Below are 15,116 nucleotides of genomic sequence, written 5' to 3'. Positions count from 1 at the left end.
GCGATGTCACGCGATCTGGATGAGCTTTTCGAAAACGCCGGAAACAAGGAAATCATGAGCGCCCGCGATGCCCTGATGGCAGCGGCCCGCGAACGCATCCTGATTCTCGATGGCGCGATGGGCACCCAGATCCAGGGGCTGGGTTTCGACGAAGGGCATTTCCGGGGCAATCGATTCGGCGGCTGCGCCTGCCATCAGCAGGGCAACAACGATCTGCTGATCCTCACGCAGCCGGCGGCAATCGAGGAAATCCATTTCCAGTATGCCATGGCTGGTGCCGATATCATCGAAACCAACACCTTCTCGTCGACGTCCATCGCCCAGGCCGACTACGGCATGGAAGACATGATCTATGAGCTTAACCGCGACGGTGCGCGACTCGTTCGCCGTGCCGCGAAACGCGCCGAGGCGATGGACGGCAAGCGCCGCTTCGTCGCCGGTGCGCTCGGGCCAACAAATCGCACCGCCTCGATCTCACCTGACGTTAACAACCCTGGATATCGTGCTGTAACTTTTGACGATTTGCGCATTGCCTATGGCGAGCAGCTTCGAGGCCTGATCGACGGCGGTGCCGACCTCATCCTGATCGAGACAATCTTCGACACGCTGAACGCCAAGGCGGCGATCTTCGCCTGCAAGGAGATCTTTGCGGAGAAGGGCGTCGATCTGCCTGTCATGATCTCGGGTACGATCACCGATTTGTCCGGACGTACGCTTTCAGGGCAGACGCCCACAGCGTTCTGGCACTCGGTACGGCACGCGGACCCCTTCACCATCGGGCTGAATTGCGCTCTGGGGGCAAATGCCATGCGCGCCCATCTCGATGAATTGTCCGGGGTCGCCGACACTTTCACCTGTGCTTATCCGAACGCCGGCCTGCCAAACGCCTTCGGCCAGTATGACGAGAGCCCGGAGTTCATGGCCGAACAGGTCGAGGCCTTCGCACGCGACGGTCTGGTCAACATCGTCGGCGGTTGCTGTGGCTCCACACCGGATCACATCCGCGCCATTGCGGCAGCTGTTGCCAAATATCCGCCGCGCCAGATACCGGAACACGTTCCCCTGATGCGCCTGTCTGGCCTAGAGCCGTTCACGCTCACCAGGGACATTCCCTTCGTCAATGTCGGCGAGCGCACCAACGTCACCGGCTCGGCAAAATTCCGCAAGCTGATCACGGCGGGCGACTATGCGGCCGCATTGGAAATTGCCCGCGATCAGGTGGTCAACGGCGCCCAGATCATCGATATCAACATGGACGAAGGCCTGATCGATTCCAGGGCAGTGATGGTCGAGTATCTCAACCTGATTGCCGCCGAACCCGACATTGCCGTCGTGCCGGTCATGATCGACAGCTCCAAATGGGAGGTGATCGAGGCCGGGCTGAAATGCGTCCAGGGCAAGCCTCTGGTTAACTCGATCTCGATGAAGGAGGGCGAGGAGGCATTCCTCAAGCACGCAAAACTTGTCCGCGCCTATGGCGCCGCCGTCGTTGTCATGGCCTTTGACGAAAAGGGACAGGCCGATACCCATGCCCGCAAGGTGGAAATCTGCACGCACGCCTACAAACTTCTCACCGAGCAGGCCGGTTTTCCGCCCGAGGACATCATTTTCGACCCAAACATTTTTGCTGTCGCCACCGGCATCGAGGAGCACAACAATTACGGCGTCGATTTCATCGACGCGACGCGCGATATCATCCAGACCCTGCCGCACGTCCATGTTTCAGGCGGCGTATCGAACCTCTCCTTCTCGTTCCGTGGCAATGAGCCAGTGCGCGAGGCGATGCATGCCGTCTTCCTCTATCACGCCATCCAGGCGGGTATGGACATGGGCATCGTCAATGCCGGCCAGCTCGCGGTCTATGAATCGATCGACCCGGAACTGCGCGAGGCCTGCGAAGATGTGGTGCTCAACCGTACGTCGGAGGCCACCGAGCGCATGCTGGAGATCGCCGAGCGCTACAAGGGCACTGCCGGCAAGGAAGCCAGGGAACGCGATCTCAAATGGCGCGACTGGCCGGTCGAAAAGCGTATGGAACACGCGCTGGTCAATGGCATCAACGAATTCATCGACATCGATACCGAAGAAGCGCGTCTCAACGTCGAGCGGCCGCTGCATGTCATCGAAGGCCCACTGATGGCCGGGATGAATGTCGTTGGTGATCTGTTCGGCGCGGGCAAGATGTTCCTGCCGCAGGTGGTCAAATCCGCGCGCGTGATGAAACAGGCCGTGGCGCTGCTTCTGCCCTATATGGAGGCTGAAAAAGCTGCCAATGCCGCCAACGGCATCAGGGGTGAACGAGAGACCGCCGGCAAGATATTGATGGCCACGGTCAAGGGCGACGTCCACGACATCGGCAAGAACATCGTCGGCGTCGTTCTGGCCTGTAACAATTACGAGATCATCGATCTCGGCGTCATGGTGCCCGCCACCAAGATCCTCGAAACAGCCAAGGCCGAGAAGGTCGATATCATCGGGCTGTCCGGTCTGATCACGCCCTCACTGGATGAAATGGTGCACGTCGCCTCGGAGATGGAGCGGCAGGGTTTTGATATTCCCTTGCTGATCGGTGGCGCAACCACCAGCCGCGTACATACCGCGGTCAAGATCCACCCACGCTACGAGGCCGGTCAGGCCGTCTATGTGACCGATGCCTCACGCGCGGTCGGCGTCGTCTCCAGCCTGCTGAGCGGCGAGATGAAACCCGACTATATCGAGACGCTGCAGGCGGAATACCGCAAAGTCGCCGACCAGCATGCCAGGGCGGAATCGGCAAAGCAACGCGTCTCGCTTGCCGCAGCACGCGCCAATTCCCACAAGATCGATTGGGCGAACTATACACCGCCCACGCCATCCTTCCTCGGCACGAAGGTTTTTGACACCTGGGATCTGGCCGAACTTGCCGGCTATATCGACTGGACGCCATTCTTCCAGACCTGGGAGTTGAAGGGCCGCTATCCTGCTATCCTCGATGACGAGAAACAGGGCGTTGCTGCCCGTCAGCTGTTCGAGGACGCACAGGCGATGCTGAAGAAAATCATTGCCGAGAAGTGGTTCGCGCCCCGAGCGGTGATCGGCTTCTGGCCAGCCAGCGCGGTGGGTGACGATATCAGGCTGTTTGCCGATGAGAGACGCAGTGATGAGCTCGCGACGTTCTTCACGCTTCGCCAGCAGCTGACCAAACGCGACGGCAAGGCTAATGTCGCGCTGTCGGATTTCATCGCGCCGCACGCGTCGGGAAAGCCCGATTATGTCGGTGGTTTTGTGGTTACGGCGGGTATTGAGGAAGTGGCGATTGCCGAACGCTTCGAACGCGCCAATGACGACTATTCCTCGATCCTTGTCAAAGCGCTGGCCGACCGTTTCGCTGAGGCATTCGCCGAACGCATGCATGAGAAGGTCCGCAAGGAGTTCTGGGGCTATGCTGCTGACGAAACCTACAAACCGGACGAGCTCATCGGCGAACCCTATCAGGGGATCCGTCCCGCGCCCGGCTACCCGGCACAGCCGGATCACACGGAAAAGGCAACGCTGTTCGAACTTCTGGATGCGGAAAATGGCGCCGGCGTCAGCCTGACGGAGAGCTATGCGATGTGGCCGGGTTCATCGGTATCAGGGATCTATCTCAGCCATCCGGAGAGCTACTATTTCGGCGTCGCCAAGGTCGAGCGCGACCAGGTCGAGGACTACGCTCAGCGCAAAGACATGCCTGTCAGGGATGTCGAACGTTGGCTGGGGCCGGTGCTGAATTATGTGCCGGCGCCATTGGTACAGGCGGCGGAGTGATGTAGGTTTGGCAGGTATACCCATGTTTGCCGGCTGGTTTCAGTTTTGCCTCTCACCCTAACCCTCTCCCCGTAAGAACGGGGAGAGGGGACGATATGGGCGAAGTCGGTGCCACAAGTCCCTTCTCCCCGGTTTATCGGGGAAGAAGGCGGCGGCAGCCGGATGAGGGCTACAGCACCACTAAGCGCCTGTTTGCGAACATTCTCAGCCGAGTTTTGCGTCGAGGTTCACCTGGATGGCGCCGAGCGCGCGCGATACCGGGCAACCGGCCTTGGCCTTGTCGGCAAGTTCCTTGAACTTTGCCTCGTCGATGCCCGGCACGGTGCCGACCAGCGTGATGTTGCTCGAGCTGATGGACATGCCGCCATCTGCATCGGGTTCCAAGCTGACAGTCGCTGTCGCATCGAGCTTGGTCGCGGGCGTTCCGTTTTCGGCAAGAAAGTGCGAAAGCTGCATGGCAAAGCAGCCAGCATGCGCCGCTGCAATCAATTCTTCCGGGTTGGTGCCCGACTTGCCGGACTCATCGACAAAGCGTCCTTTGAACGAATAGGGCAGACCGGCAAGTGCCCCGCTCTGCGAGCTGAGATTGCCAGAACCTTCCGTGAGTGTTCCCTGCCAGATGGCCTGAGCGGTTCTTTTCATGACGTCCTCCTTCGATTGTATTTGGCTAGCGCCAATGCGAACATAACGCATAAGCCGTTATTTTGGTTAGGTGCTTGCACCGCAATTTTTGCATTTCAGTATTTTGTTTTCACGACGCCATGACGATGTCGCAAACGCACCTCGATGTCGCAATGTCTATGGGCATATTAGCGTCATCGAGGTGCCGGTCGGGTTGGATCCGATCGGAGAATTGGGAAGCCGGTGACAAATCCGGCGCTGCCCCCGCAACGGTGGTGAAGTGTGATTGCGATGGGAGTCCACTGGGTTTTTACCCGGGAAGGAGTCGCAATGGTCCGGCCGGACCACTTCGGAGCCCGGAAACCAGCCTCGGGAACTATTATTCGACTGATCGCGGTGGGCGCTCAGGAGGTGGATACTTGCGGCTTCCGGGCTACCAATCCGGCCGTTGCGATGACTATTCCCTCCCTGTCCATCTACGCTCAGTTCCTGATATGACGAGGACAGGACATGGACGTCGGACACGATATGCTTTCGCGGCTCAGAAGCCGCAAACCGGGCTACAGCCTTGACCAACCCTTCTACATCGATCCGGCGTTTCACCAGCTCGATCTCGAGCACATCTGGTACAAGGACTGGCTGTTTGTCGGCCACGACTGCGAATTGCCCAATCCCGGCAACTACATGACCGTCCAGGTCGGCGCCTATCCTGTCGTCATCGTTCGCGACAACGATGGAAAAATCAACGCACTTCACAATTCCTGTCGCCACCGTGGCTCGCGTGTCTGCAACCAGCACAAGGGCACATCGGCCAAGCTCGTCTGCCCTTACCACCAGTGGACATATGAACTCGACGGCACGCTGCTCTATGCCCGCCAGATGGGCGACACCTTCGACACTGCGAATTTCAGCCTGAAGCCCGTCGCCTGCGAGATCGCCGGTGGCTACATTTTCATCTGCCTAGCCGACGAGCCGATGGATTTTGCGCCGTTCCGGGCCATGATGGAGCCCTATTTTCTGCCGCACCGGCTGCGCGACGCCAAGATCGCCTTCGAGAGCACGATCATCGAGAAGGGCAACTGGAAGCTCGTCTGGGAAAACAACCGCGAATGCTACCATTGCGCGGGCAACCATCCCGAACTCTGCAAAACCTTTCCGGAGGCGCCGAGCGTCACCGGCGTCAATGGCGCCGCTGAGGATCCAGAAATCGCGGCGCACTGGGAAAAGTGCGAGGCCGCCGGCCTTCCGAGCGCTTTCGTGATCGATGATCGTGGCCAGTACCGCACGACGCGCGTCCCGCTGCTGCGCGATGCAATCAGCTATACGATCTCGGGCCGCAAGGCCGTGCAGATGCGCCTCTCCGACCAGGTCAACATGGACCGCATCGGCTCGCTGTTGCTTTATCACTATCCCACGACATGGAACCACGTGCTGAGCGACCATGCGGTTACCTTCCGCGTCCTGCCTATCAGTCCGACCGAAACGGCTGTCACCACCAAGTGGCTCGTTCACAAGGATGCGGTAGAAGGGATCGATTACCGTCTCGACGAACTAACTCATGTCTGGACGGAGACCAACGATCAGGATCGCCAGATCGTCGAGGAAAACGCCTTCGGCATTCATTCGCCGGCTTACGAACCCGGTCCATATTCCGAGGTGCATGAAGGTGGCGTCGCTCAATTTGTCGAGTGGTATGCCGGCTTCATGGAAGAGCGTCTTTCCGGCCTCGGCAAACCCGCCCTACGTTCCGTCGCCTGAGGGAGAGGTCGCGATGAGCATGATGAACGTTATGGGTATGGTGCCGGCAGCGCTTCACCTCGATGAACTGAGGCCCTGGAATTCGGCGCGCCAGATGCTGGTCTGCACGGCAGTCATTGACGAGGCGCCAGACGTCAAGACCTTCACTTTCGCGGTGGAGGGGGGCGGCTGGTTCCGCTATGTTCCCGGCCAGTTCATCACGGTCGAACTCAGGGCCAAGGGCGGCGACCTGCATCGTACCTACACGATCTCGTCCTCGCCTTCGCGGCCCTATGCCATCGCCATCACCATCAAGGCGCAGCCAAACAGCGTCGGCACGCGATGGATGTTCGACAATGTAAAGCCAGGCAGCCGCATCCGTGCCTACGGCCCTTCGGGGCATTTCACGCTCGGCCGCAATCTTGCAAAGAAGTATCTCTTCATCTCCGCGGGTTCTGGCATCACGCCCGGCATGTCGATGCTGCGCTGGCTGGCCGATTGCGCGCCGGGGACCGATGTCACCTTCATCAATTCTTCGCGCCGGCCGGAAGAGATCGTCTTCCGCGAGGAACTGGAACTTTTGGGCACTCGAATGCCGAACCTGAAGCTCGGCTTTATCCCGGAATCGCGTTCAGGCAGTTCACCATGGGCTGGGCTGATGGGGCGTATCGATATCCAGAAGCTGTCCATGCTCGCGCCGGATTTCATCAGCCGGGAGATTTTCTGTTGCGGCCCTGACCCGTTCATGAAAGCGGTGAGCAACATCGTTCGCGCCGAAGGCTTCGACATGGGCCGCTACCATCAGGAAAGCTTCGGTGCGACAGCACTGACCGAAATCGCGCAGACACCTGCAAATGACGACGCCGTTGCCGGCAGGGCCGATGGCGTAAAGCATGCCGTCAGTTTCCTGGGGTCGGGCGAGGAAGCCCTTTGCATCGAGGGGCAGACGGTGCTGCAGACCGCCCGGACCGTGGGTGTACGCATCCCGGCGGCTTGCGAATCCGGCCTCTGCGGCACCTGCAAGGTCAAGAAACGCTCGGGCGAGGTGGAGATGAAGCACAATGGCGGTATCGCCGGTCATGAGATCGAAGAAGGCTATATTCTCGCCTGCTGTTCGCGGCCTTTGACCGCAGTCGAAATCGAGGCCTGAGCAAAGGCCGGCAAGCGCCCCAGCCCCTAACTGATATGTGGAATCTAAGGAGTTTTTGATGCCGAATCTATTTGCGGCATCAAAGTCGAGGACAGTTATCTTGCCGCAAATATCTCCGTGAAGCATTCTTCGCATTGAACTGTCGCAGAATGTCCTTCTTTCGGAGTCGTTAGGTCAGTCGCATTGCGGAGCCAGTTCTCGCCTCCAAGTTACAACAGCGAACATCGGCGCATTCTGTTGGGGCATATTCAGAGGTGCACTTGTAAGCGTCAGGCTGTCGCCAGATAAGTCGAAGTATCTGACTTGCTCGCCCCCGACCCAGGGCTCAAACCACGCGATGTCGACGGTGGTAACGAGTCGGTTAGGCGGCTCGACCCTGTATCGACCCGAGTAAGCCAGCATCGAACGGAAAGCTGCTGCCTCATCGGCTTCGGTCTTTGGGTGTGATCGACCACCAGGTGTGATTAGGGCAGACATGCGGCCCTCGGGATTAAATATCACCATTCCAGACAGGCGCTCGCCCCAAGGCTGCGTCCGCTTTCCTGTTGCGCGGTCCTCAATTTGAAAGGAATCGATGATCCAGATACCGACCAAATCTTCAGCGTGCATCGGGTAGTCCTTTAGTTCACCGTTGCAATGCGAAATCTCGAACAAGGGCATTCCTTGTGAAAATCCTAACTGTCGGAGCTAAAATGCCTGCAGTGAACTCTGTCGCAAGTATCCGCCGAAACTCCGACTTTTGCGAGTGGTTTTTGCGACGGATGTTTGCGACAGAGAGCATTCCACATTTACGTTAGTGGCTGGGGCAAGCGCCGGCCTTCTTCTATTCTGCCACCGTTTCGGGGACCCTGACGCCGGCAATGGCCAGCAACGCCGACACGAACCGTTCGCCGGCGCTCTCAAGCGACGTGCTGTTGTCGATTGCGACGATCTCGCAATCGGTTTCCCAGGCGTCGGCGGCGCGATTGAGGCGCCGCTCGATTTCCTCGGCGGTTTCGCGGCCTCTCGCCATCAATCGCTTGGCGATGACCGCGCGATCGGCGGTTATCGAGACGACGACTAGGTTTGGATAGACCTTCCTGAATTCCGGTATCGCAATGCGCGAACCGTTGGCGATGAGCGTCCGGCCACGCTGAACCTCTTCCAGCGATTGCGCGGGGATACCATAAAACAGTTCGTGCGCGCCCCAGGACACCGCGAACCTACCTTGCCGGCGCATGTCCTCGAATTCATCGATGGTCACCGGCTGGTGATCCTCGCCGCCCGCAGCGCTGTCACGGGTGATGCAACGCTGCACGAATTGGTATGCGTCGTTGTCCCGCAGCCGCTGCCGGGCATAGTCCATCAGACTGTCCTTGCCGGCGCCACTCGGCCCGACGACGACGACCATCGTACCGGCGGCGCTTGTATCATCGCTGTTCATATCACCCGGTGCCCTTCACGCCAGACCGAACGCACCACCGGCACGCCATCCTTGCGATGGATGCGGACGAGGTCGGCGCGAAGGCCATCGGCAATCCGGCCGCGATCGTCAAGGCCCACTGTGCGGGCAGGGGTCGCCGTGACCATGGCGATGGCTTTCGGCAACGCCATGCCGTCATCTCCGTCGCTCAGAACGAACGGCGCATGCACGAGGCTGAGCGGCACATAGTCCGACGACAACACATCTAGGATGCCGGCATCTGACAGGTCACGGGCGGAAATGTTGCCCGAATGCGACTTGCCGCGAACGATGTTTGGAGCGCCCATCAACACGCTGAGACCCGCTTCGTGGGATGCGCGCGCAGCTTCCAGGCTGGTCGGGAATTCCGCAAGCCGCACGCCGTAGCCGATGGATTCGTTGACATGCTCGATTGTTGCATCATCGTGCGAAGCCACCGTGATGCCGCGACCTGCGCATGCATCGACGATCGCATCGCGGTGCTTCTTGGCATAGAGGGCGGATGCTTCCTGTCGGCGGGCGACAAACGTGGCGAAGGCTTCGTCCGACATGCCGCGCTTGGTCTGGTAGTAGAGCGTGTACTGCTCCATGGTCTGGAACTGCCGCTGGCCGGGCGCATGGTCCATCAGCGAGACCAGCCGGACCTGAGCATCGTCTTCGAAGCATTCGAAGTGGTCCATCACGTCGGCGGACGAGACCTCGCAGCGCAAATGGATCAGATGCTCGGCCTTCAGCCGATTGTCGCGAGCCGCAGCGGCAAGCGCATCGGCCATGTCACGCATCTCACCCTTTTCGAACCCGCCATCCTCGTCTGAGCCCATTCTGAGGCAGTCGAACACCGTTGTAATGCCTGACGCCGCGACCTGGGCGTCATGGGCCTGAATAGCTGCCGTTTTCATCCAGCGGACGCCAGGGCGGGGCGAATAGTGCGACTCCAGATGATCGGTGTGCAACTCGATCAGGCCCGGGATCAGGTAGTCGCCTTCGAAATCTTCGCCGACCGTGTTCGGGCCGGTATCGATGTCGGCGATCCGTCCATCCTCGATGACGATGGACCCGGTCACCATTTCATCTTCGAGAACGATCCGGGCATTCCTGAATACTGTTTGCTTGGTCATGTCATGCAGTCCTTTTTTCACGGGCGGCCCTGAGAGGCTTGATCCTCTTGAGATAGAAGGGCGCTCCCCGTTCGGGTTCGGCGAATAGTGCGAGATGGGAGATATCGAGAGGCTTGCCGATGAAGGAGGCAAAGCGGGCTTCCAGCGCAGAACGAACGGCATCCTGTGCCTCGGCGGGAACCTGCCCCGTCAACGTCATGTGGAAACGGAAATCCTCGAACACGTAGGGGTAGCCCCAGGTTTCGAGATTGTGCAACTGGCTCGCGCTCAACGTGTCGGGCTTCCTGCGCTGGATATCCGCCGCCGATATCGGCGCCCGGAACGGTTCGAAATGGCGCACGCATTCTGCGGCAAAGGCTTCGAGCTCGTTGCTCCATTGACCGGGAACGAGCGCAAAGAACGAGCCCAGTTGCCCAAGTGACAAGGAGTTGATTTCGATCGCCGACATTGCCTCGGCGAACGCGTCGAAAGCGGAAAGCAACGCGTCTTCGTCAGCATTATCAGCCAGTTCGAACGGCGCCTTGAGCGTGGCGTGAAAGCCATAACGCCGCGGCTCTGCCGTCAGGGCCGATATCTCGGCTGCGGAGAATCCGTCCGCTTCTGTTTCGCCGACCGGGAAAATGCTGCCGGGATCACGGCCTAGCCAGGCGGAGGCGGCAACGGCGAGCCGATCGCCTTCCGGGGGCGTGAAATAGATTGCGTAGCGCATGGTGTTTCCTGTGAGACTCGGAGCGGTCATCGCCGCAGCCGAGTTGGTGCCTTAGCGAGTTTATGTGACACTAGCGTGAAACCGGTCCGATCAGTTTTGAACGCAGGACATTCGACAACGTGTCGAAGATGTAGACCACGATAAGGATCAGGATCACCATATAGGCCACATTCTCCCAGTCCGAATTGGTGCGCATCGCTTCCCAGAGCTTGAGGCCGATGCCCCCCGCGCCAACCGCGCCGATGATCGTGGCCGAACGGGTGTTGGATTCCCAGAAATAGAGGGCCTGGCTGACGAAAACCGGCAGAACCTGAGGGATGATGGCGAACCGATGGACGGCGGGCGCCGCGGCCCCCACCGAGCGAATACCCTCGCGCGGCTTGTTGTCGATGTTCTCCAGCGCTTCACTGTAAAGCTTGCCGAGCGTGCCGGTATCGGTGAAGAAAATCGCCGACATGCCGGCGAGCGGTCCCGGACCGAACGCGCGAGTGAAGAACAGCGCCCAGATCAGCATGTCGACTGATCGAAGGAAATCGAAGCACCGCTTCGCCACCTGATTGGCAATCCTGCTGCGGGTGATGTTGCGGGCAGCGACGAATGCCAGCGGGAAGGAAAGGGCGGCTGCAAACAGCGTGCCGACAAAGGCCATGACAATCGTCTGCAACAGCTTGGTCCAGACATCCAGATGCTGCCACGATGGATTGTAAAGGACGTCGTTGAGCGCCAGCGATGCATTGCTCTGGCCCGGATCCAGCCTCGGACCGGACGCGATCAGCGAAACTACCTCGCCAGTGGTGCGGCCAAAGAAGCGCGAATTTGTGTCGAAGATGAAATTCGCCCAACCGAGAAAGCGCTTGCGGATCTTGACGCGATCCGGCTCGACTTCCATCCAGCCCGGCAAGCCCAGGCTGACGATAACTTTACCGCCGGCATAGGGCTGTGACGCCCAGTCGGGCAGAGGGGCGACCGGTTGGATGTCCGCTCCGCCAAGCGGCAGCGTGAGGGTGTCGCCACCATTGCGAATTTCAACGCGCGTTGCTGTTATGTCGGCAGAAATCGAACCGCTGAATCGCACGCTAGCGCGGGTAACGACGGTCTCATCGATTGTTTTGACCATCTTGTTGACCGGTTGATCCGGCGTCGCCACCGCTGCAGGATCCGGGGCCATGAAGTTGAAAGTCGACGATTTTTCAGCCGGCGCCGCTTTGGCTGCAGCTTGCACCTCAACTGCGCGGGTAATCGTTGCCGTGTCCTTCGTCAGCCAGTCCGGGTGGGGATCGGCACCAAGCGAGGAATTGTTCGGAAAGACCACGCGCATTGCGCCGTCGGCTTCGATGCGGATGTCGGGTCGCTCTTCATAGCTGACCCAATCCGCCAGATATGCGCCGGCGATGCCCCAATTGGCTGTCGAGAAGACTTGGGCGAACGAGAAGAACCAGAAGCTGAAGAGAAGATAGAGGGTGGTGACGGTGAGGACTACCGGTATCCTCAGCCGCTGCCATCCTGGTCGTGTGACAAGCGCCGGATACCTGGCGGCGACCATTTCCATGTCGATTGCATTCATTGCCAGACTCCGGCTCAATGTAGGGTTTGAAAAGCGTGGTCGCCGGCAAGTTTGCGCCGCAGCCAGGCCGAGAATTGATCGACGGCAATGATTGTGGCGAGCAGCAGCATGATGATCGCCAGCGTCTTTGCCTCATGGCCCTGGCTGATCGAGAGCCTGAGCAACTCGCCGATGCCGCCGCCGCCCACCGCACCGATGATGGTGGAGGCGCGGACGTTGATCTCCAGGCGCAGCAGCGCATAGGAGACGAAGTTGGGCATCACCTGCGGCACCATGCCGAACCAGACGCGCTCAAACCAGTTTCCACCGGCCGCGCGGAGCCCTTCATCGGGTTTCATGTCGGCATTTTCGACCACCTCGTAGAACATCTTGCCCAGCGCGCCGATCGTATGGATCGTCACCGCGATAATGGCCGGCACAGGTCCGAGCGACAGGATCGCCAGGAAAAATCCTGCGATGACGACTTCGGGAAATGCCCGCAGAATTTCCATGATCCGTCGTACCGGTGCGCGGACCCAGCGGCTTGGCATCATGTTTTTCGCGGCGAGAAAGCTGAGGATGAAGCCGAACGTCATGCCGATCAGCGTCGAGAATATCGCGATATTGACCGTCTCGAGCATCTTGTAGACATATTCGGGGATGTAGAGGCTACTGGTGACGTAGTAGCGGCCCTCCACGTAGTTGTATTTGAAACTGCCGTCGTCATAGGGGGATCGCAGGTCCAGCAGCGCCCTGAAGACCTCCCAGGGATCGCGGGGTATCAACTCTTCGACAAAATCGAAAAGATGCGGCAGCCGGTCGAAGAACTTGCCGGAATTGCTGTCATTGGCAAACCAGAGCGAAGCGCCGAGCGCCAGCGCCAGCAACAGCAATCCGATCGCAGAGTAGGTCCGGCGCCGGGCTGACATTTCGCGCCAATGGCGCTCAATCAACTTTCCGTTTTCGCCAAGTGTGGGAGTGGCCGTTGTGCTGTGCATCTTGTTCTTTCTTTGCCGCAGGAAAACGCCGCCGGAAGAGGGCTTCCGGCGGCGATGTTCCGTTCAGCTATCAGCCGCCGATGGTCGCCTTGCGGGCATCGATGATCGGCTTGTAGAAATCGACACCGACTTCGGTATAGCTCTTGAAGTCGCCGCCCTGGATGGCGGAGAAGCAGGCCGGGTCCGTTTCCGGAAGCTTGACCATGAAGTCCTTGAACTTCGTCTTCATGTCGGCGTCGAGCGAGGTACGAACGACGATCGGGCCGTTCGGGATCAGCGGAGAGCGCCACAGTTCAACCAGATCGTCCATATTGAGGATGCCCTTTTCGACCATCTTGCGGAGATTGCCGGAGGTGTAGCCGTCCTTGAATTCACCGACACCCGAACCCCATGTCGTGCCGGCATCGAACGTGCCCTTGACGACTTCGAGGACGAGGTTCTCATGGCCGCCGCCGAAACCGGTTTCTGCAAAATATTCCTTAACCGGCGCGCCGATTTTCTCAGGCAGCGTGACGAGCGGAACGAGGTAGCCCGAGGTAGAGTCCGGATCGGCGAAGCCGAGCTTCTTGCCCTTCAGGTCGGCGAGCGACTTGTAGCCCTTGTCCTTGCGCGCAACCATGATCGAGTAGTAGCCGTGCGAGCCATCGGTCTGGACCGTGGTCAGGATCGGTTCGACGGCATTGGCGTTTGCGAGGTAGATCTTGGCATAGCCCGAAGCACCAAGCTCGGCATAGTCGAGGGTGCCGCCCAGCAGGCCCTGGACAACGCCGTCATAGTCGGCGGCCGGAAACAGCGATACCTTTTCAACGCCGAGCACGGACGGCAGCTTTTCGACCATGCACTGGAAGGACTTCAGGCGATCGGCCTCGTTTTCGCCGCCGATGATGCCGATACGGAATTCCTTGAGGTTCTCGGCATGTGCCGCGCCCGCCAGTGCCATGAGCGCGGTGGCTGCAAGAAGGGTTTTCTTAAGCATAGGTCTATCTCCAGTCAGTCCGGCCAGGCCGGAACTTGGGGTCAATGCGGATACTAGATGCCTTTGACGCGGGCGGGCGATCTCCGGGGCGCTCAGGCGCCGTGCAAGGCCAGCGGGCTTATGGAACCTGCAGGCTGCATTTTCATCGCGGCGACCGGAACGTTGATGCTGGTCGACGTGATCGTTTCATCGAGTTCGGCGCCGCCGGCGGCGCCGTAGATCCTGTGCACGGCCTCGGAAGTCAGTTCGTCGGCGGATCCGTCGAACACGACCCGGCCGGCGGCCATGCCGATGATGCGCTGGCAATAGGCACGCGCAGTGTCGAGCGTGTGAAGGTTGGTGATGACGGTGATGCCATCGCGTTCATTGATGCTCTTGAGTGCATCCATGACGATCTTGGCGTTCAGGGGATCGAGCGAAGCGATGGGCTCGTCGGCGAGCACAACCTTTGGCTCCTGCATCAGGGCGCGGGCTATCGCGACACGCTGTTGCTGACCGCCCGAAAGCGTGCCGGCCGGCTGCAGCGCCGTCTGCTCGATGCCCAGTCGCTCCAGCGCGGCAATCGCCATGATGCGCTCTTCCCTCGTGAACATGCTGAGGATGCTGGACACCGTCGAGCGGTGATTGAGGCGGCCGAGCAGGACGTTGGTCAGAACGTCGAGGCGCGGCACCAGGTTGAACTGCTGGAAGATCATCGCGCAATCCCGATGCCAGCGGCGCAGATCGGCGCCCTTCAGTTGCGACACGTTGCGATCGCCGAAACGGATAGACCCGGATGTAGGGTCGGCCAGCCGGTTGATCATCCGCAAGAGCGTCGACTTGCCTGCACCGGAACGTCCGATGATGCCGACCATCTGGCCTGCCGGAATGTCGAGCGTGACGCTATCGACTGCTGTCTTGGAGCCGAACTGCCGCGTGACATTTCTGAATTCGAACATTCTGCCAATCCCTGATTATACTTGTTGCTTTGGCGAGGGGTTTAGTCGTGCTGCTTGACGCTGCGGTGTCAGTTCGATGACAGTTGAATGACAATCCAC

At 59.6% G+C, this 15,116-nt stretch carries 12 protein-coding genes and 1 riboswitch; of the genes, 3 read left to right on the top strand and 9 right to left on the bottom strand.

All coding sequences use genetic code 11. The annotated features are described in order from the left end of the window. Positions 1-3 precede the first annotated feature (3 nt). A complete protein-coding gene (gene metH / locus JJB09_RS12940) occupies positions 4-3,786 on the top strand; it encodes a methionine synthase (RefSeq protein ID WP_201658500.1) in 3,783 nt (1,260 codons plus the stop codon). A gap of 204 nt (positions 3,787-3,990) precedes the next feature. Here metH and JJB09_RS12935 read toward each other — a convergent pair whose 3' ends face one another. Further along, positions 3,991-4,428, bottom strand: a complete 438-nt coding sequence (locus tag JJB09_RS12935) for an OsmC family protein (protein WP_201658497.1) — start codon at positions 4,426-4,428, stop codon at positions 3,991-3,993. A 162-nt stretch (positions 4,429-4,590) separates the two neighbouring features. Further along, positions 4,591-4,793, top strand: a riboswitch (cobalamin riboswitch). A gap of 124 nt (positions 4,794-4,917) precedes the next feature. Between JJB09_RS12935 and JJB09_RS12930 the strand changes: the two genes are divergently transcribed. After that, positions 4,918-6,165 (top strand): aromatic ring-hydroxylating oxygenase subunit alpha, encoded by a 1,248-nt coding sequence (locus tag JJB09_RS12930; RefSeq protein ID WP_201658495.1) that lies wholly within the window; start codon positions 4,918-4,920, stop codon positions 6,163-6,165. Between the two features lie 22 nt (positions 6,166-6,187). Further along, on the top strand, positions 6,188-7,294 hold the full coding sequence (locus JJB09_RS12925; protein ID WP_246748712.1) for an FAD-binding oxidoreductase: 1,107 nt from the start codon (positions 6,188-6,190) through the stop codon (positions 7,292-7,294). A gap of 174 nt (positions 7,295-7,468) precedes the next feature. On the opposite strand, the gene JJB09_RS12920 is transcribed toward JJB09_RS12925, so the two are convergent. From JJB09_RS12920 to phnC, 8 genes are all read right to left on the bottom strand, one after another. After that, positions 7,469-7,948, bottom strand: coding sequence for a lipocalin-like domain-containing protein (locus tag JJB09_RS12920; protein ID WP_201658492.1), 480 nt, complete (start codon positions 7,946-7,948; stop codon positions 7,469-7,471). Positions 7,949-8,117: 169 nt separating this feature from the next. Continuing rightward, the gene (gene phnN / locus JJB09_RS12915; RefSeq protein ID WP_201658489.1) at positions 8,118-8,717 is read right to left on the bottom strand and encodes a phosphonate metabolism protein/1,5-bisphosphokinase (PRPP-forming) PhnN; all 600 of its coding nucleotides are present in this window, start codon (positions 8,715-8,717) and stop codon (positions 8,118-8,120) included. Then, positions 8,714-9,853: an alpha-D-ribose 1-methylphosphonate 5-triphosphate diphosphatase gene (locus JJB09_RS12910; RefSeq protein WP_201658486.1), complete on the bottom strand. Its 1,140-nt coding sequence runs from the start codon at positions 9,851-9,853 to the stop codon at positions 8,714-8,716. The genes phnN and JJB09_RS12910 overlap by 4 nt, the downstream gene beginning before the upstream one ends. Before the next feature lies 1 nt (position 9,854). Beyond that, positions 9,855-10,562 carry a DUF1045 domain-containing protein gene (locus JJB09_RS12905; protein WP_201658483.1) on the bottom strand — a complete coding sequence of 236 codons (708 nt, stop codon included), beginning with the start codon at positions 10,560-10,562 and terminating at the stop codon, positions 9,855-9,857. Between the two features lie 70 nt (positions 10,563-10,632). Then, positions 10,633-12,144: a phosphonate ABC transporter, permease protein PhnE gene (phnE, locus tag JJB09_RS12900; RefSeq protein WP_425523722.1), complete on the bottom strand. Its 1,512-nt coding sequence runs from the start codon at positions 12,142-12,144 to the stop codon at positions 10,633-10,635. Then, on the bottom strand, positions 12,141-13,103 hold the full coding sequence (gene phnE / locus JJB09_RS12895) for a phosphonate ABC transporter, permease protein PhnE (protein WP_201658477.1): 963 nt from the start codon (positions 13,101-13,103) through the stop codon (positions 12,141-12,143). The genes phnE (JJB09_RS12900) and phnE (JJB09_RS12895) overlap by 4 nt, the downstream gene beginning before the upstream one ends. Positions 13,104-13,173: 70 nt before the next feature. Further along, positions 13,174-14,079, bottom strand: a complete 906-nt coding sequence (gene phnD, locus JJB09_RS12890) for a phosphonate ABC transporter substrate-binding protein (RefSeq protein ID WP_201658474.1) — start codon at positions 14,077-14,079, stop codon at positions 13,174-13,176. Positions 14,080-14,171: 92 nt separating this feature from the next. Continuing rightward, complete coding sequence (gene phnC, locus JJB09_RS12885; RefSeq protein WP_201658471.1) at positions 14,172-15,017, bottom strand: phosphonate ABC transporter ATP-binding protein; 846 nt, start codon at positions 15,015-15,017, stop codon at positions 14,172-14,174. Between the last annotated feature and the right edge of the window lie 99 nt (positions 15,018-15,116).

Source organism: Phytoamicus setariae, assembly GCF_016722925.1.
In the GTDB taxonomy this organism is placed as follows: Bacteria; Pseudomonadota; Alphaproteobacteria; order Rhizobiales; family Rhizobiaceae; genus Rhizobium_E; species Rhizobium_E setariae.
The sequence above is the reverse complement of the archived record's forward strand: the minus strand, read 5'-3'. Positions and strand labels throughout refer to the sequence as shown.